The organism is Flavobacteriales bacterium (assembly GCA_013214975.1).
In the GTDB taxonomy this organism is placed as follows: Bacteria; Bacteroidota; Bacteroidia; order DT-38; family DT-38; genus DT-38.
In genome coordinates this window covers 1-6,709 of record JABSPR010000451.1, presented here as the reverse complement: position 1 = coordinate 6,709, position 6,709 = coordinate 1, and the positions used below count along the sequence as shown (strand labels likewise).

Genomic DNA, 6,709 nt, shown 5'->3' with positions numbered 1-6,709 from the left:
GAAGCAATCGATGCTTATAAAATTGCCTACGATAAGGCAGGAAAGAATCGTGTAGAAAAAGCTCGAATTATTTTCATGATGGCGAATTGTTATCGTCAGAAAAACGAGTACTAACAAGCGGAGCTTTGGTTCACAAAGGCGATAAGCGCAAGGCATTTAGATCCTGTTGCGTATTTATATTTGGGTGATGCTAAAAAGAATAATGGAAAGTATGAAGAAGCACTAGTGTGGTATCAGAAGTTTGCGAAAAGACTTCCTAGTGATATGCGGGGTGTGGATGGTATAACTTCTTGTGATTTGGCATTAGAATGGCTGGATTCTCCTACAAAACATGAGGTGCATATTAACAATGCATTTAATACCAAGTTTAACGACTTTACCCCAACATATGCTAAGAAAGATTATCGAATAGTATATTTCTCTTCTTCAAGACCAGGAGGTGAAGGTGAAGCTGTTGATGGCTGGACTGGACAAGGTTTTACGGATATATATCAAACAGCACAAGATAGAAAAGGTAAATGGTCAACCCCTTTACTTACGTATGGTGGTGTTAATACTGAGGCTAATGAAGGCGCACCCTCCTTTAATAAAAGATTTAACTCTATGTATTTTACTAGATGTATAGTAAATAAAGAGGTAGAGAAAAACGGTTGCCAGATTCATTATGCTATGCGAAAAGGTAAAGGATGGGGAGAGCCAACTCAAATAACACTTTCTCATGATTCTGTTCGTGTTGGGCATCCTGCAATGGCTGCTGATGATGTAACAATGTATTTTGCATCTAATATGCCAGGTACTTTAGGAGGAAAGGATATTTGGAAAGTAGTTCATGATAAAACTGCTAATACATGGTCTAAACCAGAAAATCTAGGACCAACGATTAATACCCCAGGTGATGAAATGTACCCATTTATTAGAAAGAATGGAGATTTGTATTTCTCGTCAAACGGTCATATAGGTATGGGTGGTTGGGATATTTTCAAGGCTTCGAAGAAAGGAGAATCATTTGGAGAGCCAGAGAATATGCAGTACCCAATTAACTCTTCAGGAGATGATTTTGGTATAACCTTTAAAGGAGATAAAGAAGCTGGACTTCTTTCTTCAAACAGACCTGGTGGAAAAGGTGGTGATGATATCTATGAGTTTAGCGTACCATCTATAACTATATGGTTAGAGGGTATTGTTAGAGATGTAGATACAAAGGAAATTATTCCTTACGCTGTAGTTGAACTTAGAGGGTCTGATGGGTCGATTCAATTAGATACTGTTGGAGCAGATGCACATTACAAATTCCCACTTTCTGAAGAAACGAGCTACGATATCGAGGGTAGAAAAACGAAGTATTTATCTGATTATGCGCACGTAACTACAGTAGGAGTTACAGAGTCTGGTCCGGTTAAATCGGATAAAGACTTAGAGCTAATTAGTATAGTAGTTCCTATTGCACTGCCGAATATCGAATATGCATATGCGAGTTATGAGTTGTTAGAAAGATCAAAAGAATCGCTAATGGATCTTGTAGAGACTTTGGTTAATCATCCTGAAATAACCATTGAGCTTAGAGCACATACGGATTTTAGGGGGTCGGAATCGAATAACAAAGTGCTATCCCTGAAAAGAGCCAAAAGTGTTGTAGGCTTTTTGAAAGAGAAAGGTATTGCATCAGCTCGATTGACACCTAAAGGATATGGAGAAAGTTCTCCAAGAAGGGTTAGTAAAAAAATTGCTGCTACCACTGGGTTTAATGAAGGAGATTTACTTACTGAGGAGTTCTTAGGGCCAAGAAGTAGAGCCGGTGATCCTCATTGGGAAGAAGGTATGCAGTTGAATAGAAGAACGGAGTTCTTTATTCTTAGAACAGATTACGCTCCAAAAGGAGATACGCATTCTATTACACACTAGAGTTAAGTAAAATATTAAATGAAGAGCACTTCGGTAATCGAGGTGCCTTTTTTATTTTTGCAATATGTCAGATAAGCTTAAGTATGAGTTAAGAGGTGTTTCGGCCTCAAAGGAAGATGTGCATAATGCAATCGCTAATATCGACAAGGGGTTATTCCCAAAATCGTTTTGTAAAATAATTCCAGATATTCTAGGTGGAGATGAGGAGTATTGCAATATAATGCATGCAGATGGCGCAGGTACTAAATCGTCACTGGCCTATACATATTGGAAGGAAACAGGAGATATTAGTGTCTGGAAGGGAATAGCTCAAGATGCTATTGTAATGAATATTGATGACCTACTTTGCATTGGTGCAACACAAAAGATCTTGTTATCATCTACTATTGGTAGAAATAAGAACCTTATACCCGGGGAAGTAATAGCAGCGATAATAAATGGTACAGAAGAAGTACTAGCGGAACTTCGATCCCAAGGAATAGATATTCACTCCACGGGTGGTGAAACAGCGGATGTAGGGGATTTGGTCAGAACAATTATTGTGGACTCTACAGTTACTTGCAGGATGAAAAGATCGGAAGTGATAACGAATGAGAAAATAGGAGATGGTGACATCATTGTTGGTTTGTCATCTTCTGGTCAGTCAACCTACGAATCTTTGTATAATGGAGGAATGGGAAGTAATGGTTTAACTTCTGCTCGTCATGATGTTTTTGAAAATAAATTAGCAGATAAATATCCGGAAAGTTTTGATCCACAAGTGCCAAAGGATTTAGTTTATTCGGGTAAAGTAGGTTTGCAGGATAATGTAGAAGGTACACCACTTAATGCCGGACAACTTGTGTTATCAGCGACTAGAACTTATGGACCAGTAATTTGTAAGATATTGGAGTCGCATCGTGATAAAGTACACGGAATGATACACTGTAGTGGAGGAGCACAAACTAAAATATTACATTTCATTGATAACTTACATGTAATTAAAGACAACATGTTTGATATTCCACCATTGTTTAAATTGATCCAAGATCAGTCTCAAACACCTTGGAAGGAAATGTACAAAGTATTTAATATGGGGCATCGTATGGAAATATATATTCCACAGGAGTATGCTCAGGATATTATTTCGATCTCGGAGAGTTTTGGAATCGAAGCTAAAATTGTAGGTAGGTGTGAGAAAGCATCCGCTAAAAAAGTTACGATTGAGTCGGAGTACGGTACTTTCGAATATTAATCAATTAGGTTGTAATGTTAGATAAATTAAAAGCTTTAAATGCTAAGTGGGTTGAATTGGAGGAGCAGATTTCTGATCCCGAAATAATTTCCGACCAGAAGCGCTACGCACAACTTAATAAAGAATATAAGGACCTTTTTTGGGTTGAGCCAGTCCATAAGGAGTATGAAGACCTTCTCAGTAATATTGAGAATAATAAGGAGATTTTAAAGGAAGAGAAAGATCCTGATTTTAGAGAAATGGCTAAGCAAGAGCTAGATGAGTGTAAAAAAGCTTTTGATGTATTAGAGGAGAAAATAAAAATTTTAATTATTCCTAAAGATCCTGCAGATGATAAAAATGCTTTAATTGAACTTAGAGCTGGAACAGGAGGAGATGAAGCCAGTATTTTTGCCGGTGACTTGTTTAGAATGTATTCGAAATACTGTGATTCAAGAGGCTGGAAAATTGAGTTGGTAGATACCTCTCACGGTACATCCGGAGGATACAAGGAAATTGTATTTAACATAAATGGCGATGATGTTTATGGTCAGATGAAATATGAATCTGGCGTACATCGGGTTCAACGAGTTCCGCAAACAGAAACACAAGGTAGAGTGCATACTTCGGCAGCATCAGTTGTAGTATTGCCAGAGGCCGATGAATTTGATATTGATCTTAAGCAAAACGATATTAGAAAGGATACATATTGTTCATCTGGTCCTGGAGGACAATCAGTGAATACAACTTATTCGGCTGTGAGATTAACGCACATACCAACCGGAATAGTTGCACAATGCCAAGATCAGAAATCACAATTAAAGAATTTAGATAAGGCAATGCAAGTTCTCCGAAGTAGAATATATGAATTGGAGTACAATAAATACATGGAAGAGATTAGTGGGAAAAGGAAAACCATGGTTTCTACGGGAGATAGATCTGCTAAGATAAGAACCTATAACTATGCTCAAGGAAGAGTAACCGATCATAGAATTGGATTGTCGATGCATAACTTACCAAATTTCATGAATGGCGATATTCAAGAATTTATAGATGAATTACAATTGGCTGAGAATACTGAAAAGTTAAAAGAAAGTTCGGGCGAATAAATATTTCAAAAGCATGAATAAAGAAGAATTATTTGAGAAAATAAAGGAGAAGAAATCTTTCTTATGTGTTGGATTGGATAGTGATTACGATAAAATCCCAGCGCATCTTCATAAGTACGAAGATCCGATTTTTGAATTCAACAAGGCAATAATTGATGCTACGAAAGACTTCTGTGTTGCGTACAAACCGAATCTGGCTTTTTATGAGAGTACAGGAGCCAATGGATGGAAAAGCTTAGAGAAGACTATGGCTTATATCCCCAAGGGGATATTTACTATTGCGGATGCCAAAAGAGGTGATATTGGTAATACATCTAATAAGTATGCGAAAGCTTTTTTCAAGCGTTTAAACTTCGACTCAGTTACAGTAAACCCTTATATGGGAGAAGATGGCATTAGTCCATATTTGCAATATGAGGATAAATGGGTGGTGATCTTGGCTCTTACCTCAAATTCGAGTGCGAGCAATTTTCAGACGAAAGTTTTAGCTAATGGACAAGAGCTATACAAAGAGGTTTTAAGTGCTTCCAAAGAATGGGGAACTACAAATAATACTATGTATGTTGTGGGTGCCACAAAGGCTTCTGAATTAGAAGATATTCGTAAAATCATACCGGAGCATTTTTTATTGGTTCCAGGAGTGGGTTCTCAAGGTGGGGATTTACAAGAAGTAGCAAAGTATGGTTTAACCGATAGTTGTGGATTATTAGTTAATGTTTCTAGAGGGATTTTATTTGCTGGAGAAGGAATGGAGTTCGGAACAAAGGCAAATATAAAAGCGCAAGAAATTCAAAAAGAAATGGAGGCGACCCTATTGGATCGAGGCCTTATTTAAAAACAACTTATTATTTCGTCTCTCATCTCACTAAATGAAGAATTTATCTATTACCTGTGGCAAAACAGGTTGTTGGATATGCATGGCTTAATCACTTCTCAAGAAGAGAAGGTTGAAATCGTATCTCCTGGTGAAAGAAACGTAGATGCTGGCCCCGATTTTTTTAATGCGAAAATTAGAATAGGAGACACTCTTTGGGCGGGAAACGTTGAAATTCATGTTAAGGCCTCCGATTGGAAATTACATAAGCATCATCTCGATAAAGCCTATGACAATATTATTCTACATGTTGTTTATGAGTCAAGTAAGCCAGTCCTTAGAAAGAACGGAAACGAAATTCCGGAGTTAATTATAAAAGAAAAATTCAATAACCAGTTACTTCAAACTTATATTGGTTTAGTAGAGAATAAGGATACTCTTCCATGTAAAGAAGCTCTGTCGAGTGTTGATCCTTTTATTGTGAGTAGTTGGATGGAGCGTGTTCTTGTGGAGCGACTCGAGGAGAAATCTGCACTAATAGTTCAGAGTCTAGATATTTCAAAAAATAATTGGGAAGAAGTTTTTTTGTTGCAACTGGCAAAAAACTTTGGATTTAATGTTAACGGTTTACCATTTGAGTTAATGATTAAATCAATTCCTTTCAAATGCATTATGTCGTGTCGTGTAAACCTTTTAACCCTCGAAGCCTGTTTGTTTGGACAAGCAGGTTTCCTTGATAGTGATATCGCAGAGGATTATACTACAAAGCTATCAACAGAGTATAGTCACCTGAAGAATAAATTTAATTTAGTTCCGCTTCAGAAACATTTATGGAAATTCTCTCGAATGAGGCCTAACAACTTCCCAACTGTAAGAATCTCTCAATTTGCCAACTTATTATATTTGGGAGAAGACCTCTTTTCAAAATTGATGCAGTTAAATAAGGTGGATAAAATAAGAAAACACTTAGAATGTAGTGCTTCAGAATTCTGGAATACGCACTATACCTTTAATAATAAGCAAGACATTCAGAAGATAAAACAGCTCGGAAAGAATTCAATTGATAACTTAATAATCAACACTATTGTACCTTTTATGTTTGTTTATGGAGTTAAATCTGGTAAAGAAGAGTTAAAGAATCGCGCCCTTGATTTATTACGTGATATGAAAATTGAGAGAAACAAAACAGTGAGCCTCATGTTAGAAAATGGTTTTTTAGGTAAATCATCATTCGAAAGTCAAGCGATGCTACAGTTATACAAACACTATTGTACTGCGAAAAAATGCTTAGCTTGCAACGTTGGTACTCAAATAATAAGACGATCCATTGATGATTGAAAAGATTCAAGATGTTTTTGAAAAAAGAGCTTTCGGAGTATGTTCTTGGCTCGGGGATTTGTTTGGAGTAGACTCATCTAGGATAAGGTTGTATTTTATCTATTTGTCGTTTGTTACTTTGGGATCTCCCCTAATTATTTATCTTGTAGTTGCTTTTGTTCTAGATCACAGAAGTTTCTTGGGGCGAAGAAGAAGAAGAACATTTTGGGATCTGTAGATAGTTAGTATGCACTGGAAATATTTCGGGAAATTATATTTAGCACTCATTGTGCTTGTGGTGATTGTTGTAGTTGGCTGTGCTGGCTACATGGCAAACGAAGATTAAAGTTTTCT

Annotated in this window: 6 protein-coding genes; all 6 read left to right on the top strand. The window is 36.8% G+C overall.

From position 1 onward, the window contains the following. Positions 1-180 precede the first annotated feature (180 nt). A complete protein-coding gene (locus tag HRT72_14035) occupies positions 181-1,902 on the top strand; it encodes an OmpA family protein (protein NQY68829.1) in 1,722 nt (573 codons plus the stop codon). 64 nt (positions 1,903-1,966) lie between these two features. Continuing rightward, the gene (locus HRT72_14030; protein ID NQY68828.1) at positions 1,967-3,136 is read left to right on the top strand and encodes a phosphoribosylformylglycinamidine cyclo-ligase; all 1,170 of its coding nucleotides are present in this window, start codon (positions 1,967-1,969) and stop codon (positions 3,134-3,136) included. A gap of 14 nt (positions 3,137-3,150) precedes the next feature. Beyond that, positions 3,151-4,224: a peptide chain release factor 1 gene (prfA, locus tag HRT72_14025; GenBank protein ID NQY68827.1), complete on the top strand. Its 1,074-nt coding sequence runs from the start codon at positions 3,151-3,153 to the stop codon at positions 4,222-4,224. A gap of 13 nt (positions 4,225-4,237) precedes the next feature. Then, positions 4,238-5,059: an orotidine-5'-phosphate decarboxylase gene (pyrF, locus tag HRT72_14020; protein NQY68826.1), complete on the top strand. Its 822-nt coding sequence runs from the start codon at positions 4,238-4,240 to the stop codon at positions 5,057-5,059. A 69-nt stretch (positions 5,060-5,128) separates the two neighbouring features. Continuing rightward, on the top strand, positions 5,129-6,376 hold the full coding sequence (locus HRT72_14015; GenBank protein ID NQY68825.1) for a DUF2851 family protein: 1,248 nt from the start codon (positions 5,129-5,131) through the stop codon (positions 6,374-6,376). Then, a complete protein-coding gene (locus HRT72_14010; GenBank protein NQY68824.1) occupies positions 6,369-6,593 on the top strand; it encodes a PspC domain-containing protein in 225 nt (74 codons plus the stop codon). Before HRT72_14015 ends, HRT72_14010 begins: the two co-directional genes overlap by 8 nt. The last annotated feature ends 116 nt before the right edge of the window (positions 6,594-6,709 follow it).

Excerpts from the sequence above, each read along its gene's own strand:
- prfA (NQY68827.1), top strand. The coding sequence starts at position 3,151 with ATGTTAGATAAATTAAAAGCTTTAAATGCTAAGTGGGTTGAATTGGAG.
- HRT72_14030 (NQY68828.1), top strand. The coding sequence starts at position 1,967 with ATGTCAGATAAGCTTAAGTATGAGTTAAGAGGTGTTTCGGCCTCAAAG.
- HRT72_14010 (NQY68824.1), top strand. The coding sequence starts at position 6,369 with ATGATTGAAAAGATTCAAGATGTTTTTGAAAAAAGAGCTTTCGGAGTA.
- pyrF (NQY68826.1), top strand. The coding sequence starts at position 4,238 with ATGAATAAAGAAGAATTATTTGAGAAAATAAAGGAGAAGAAATCTTTC.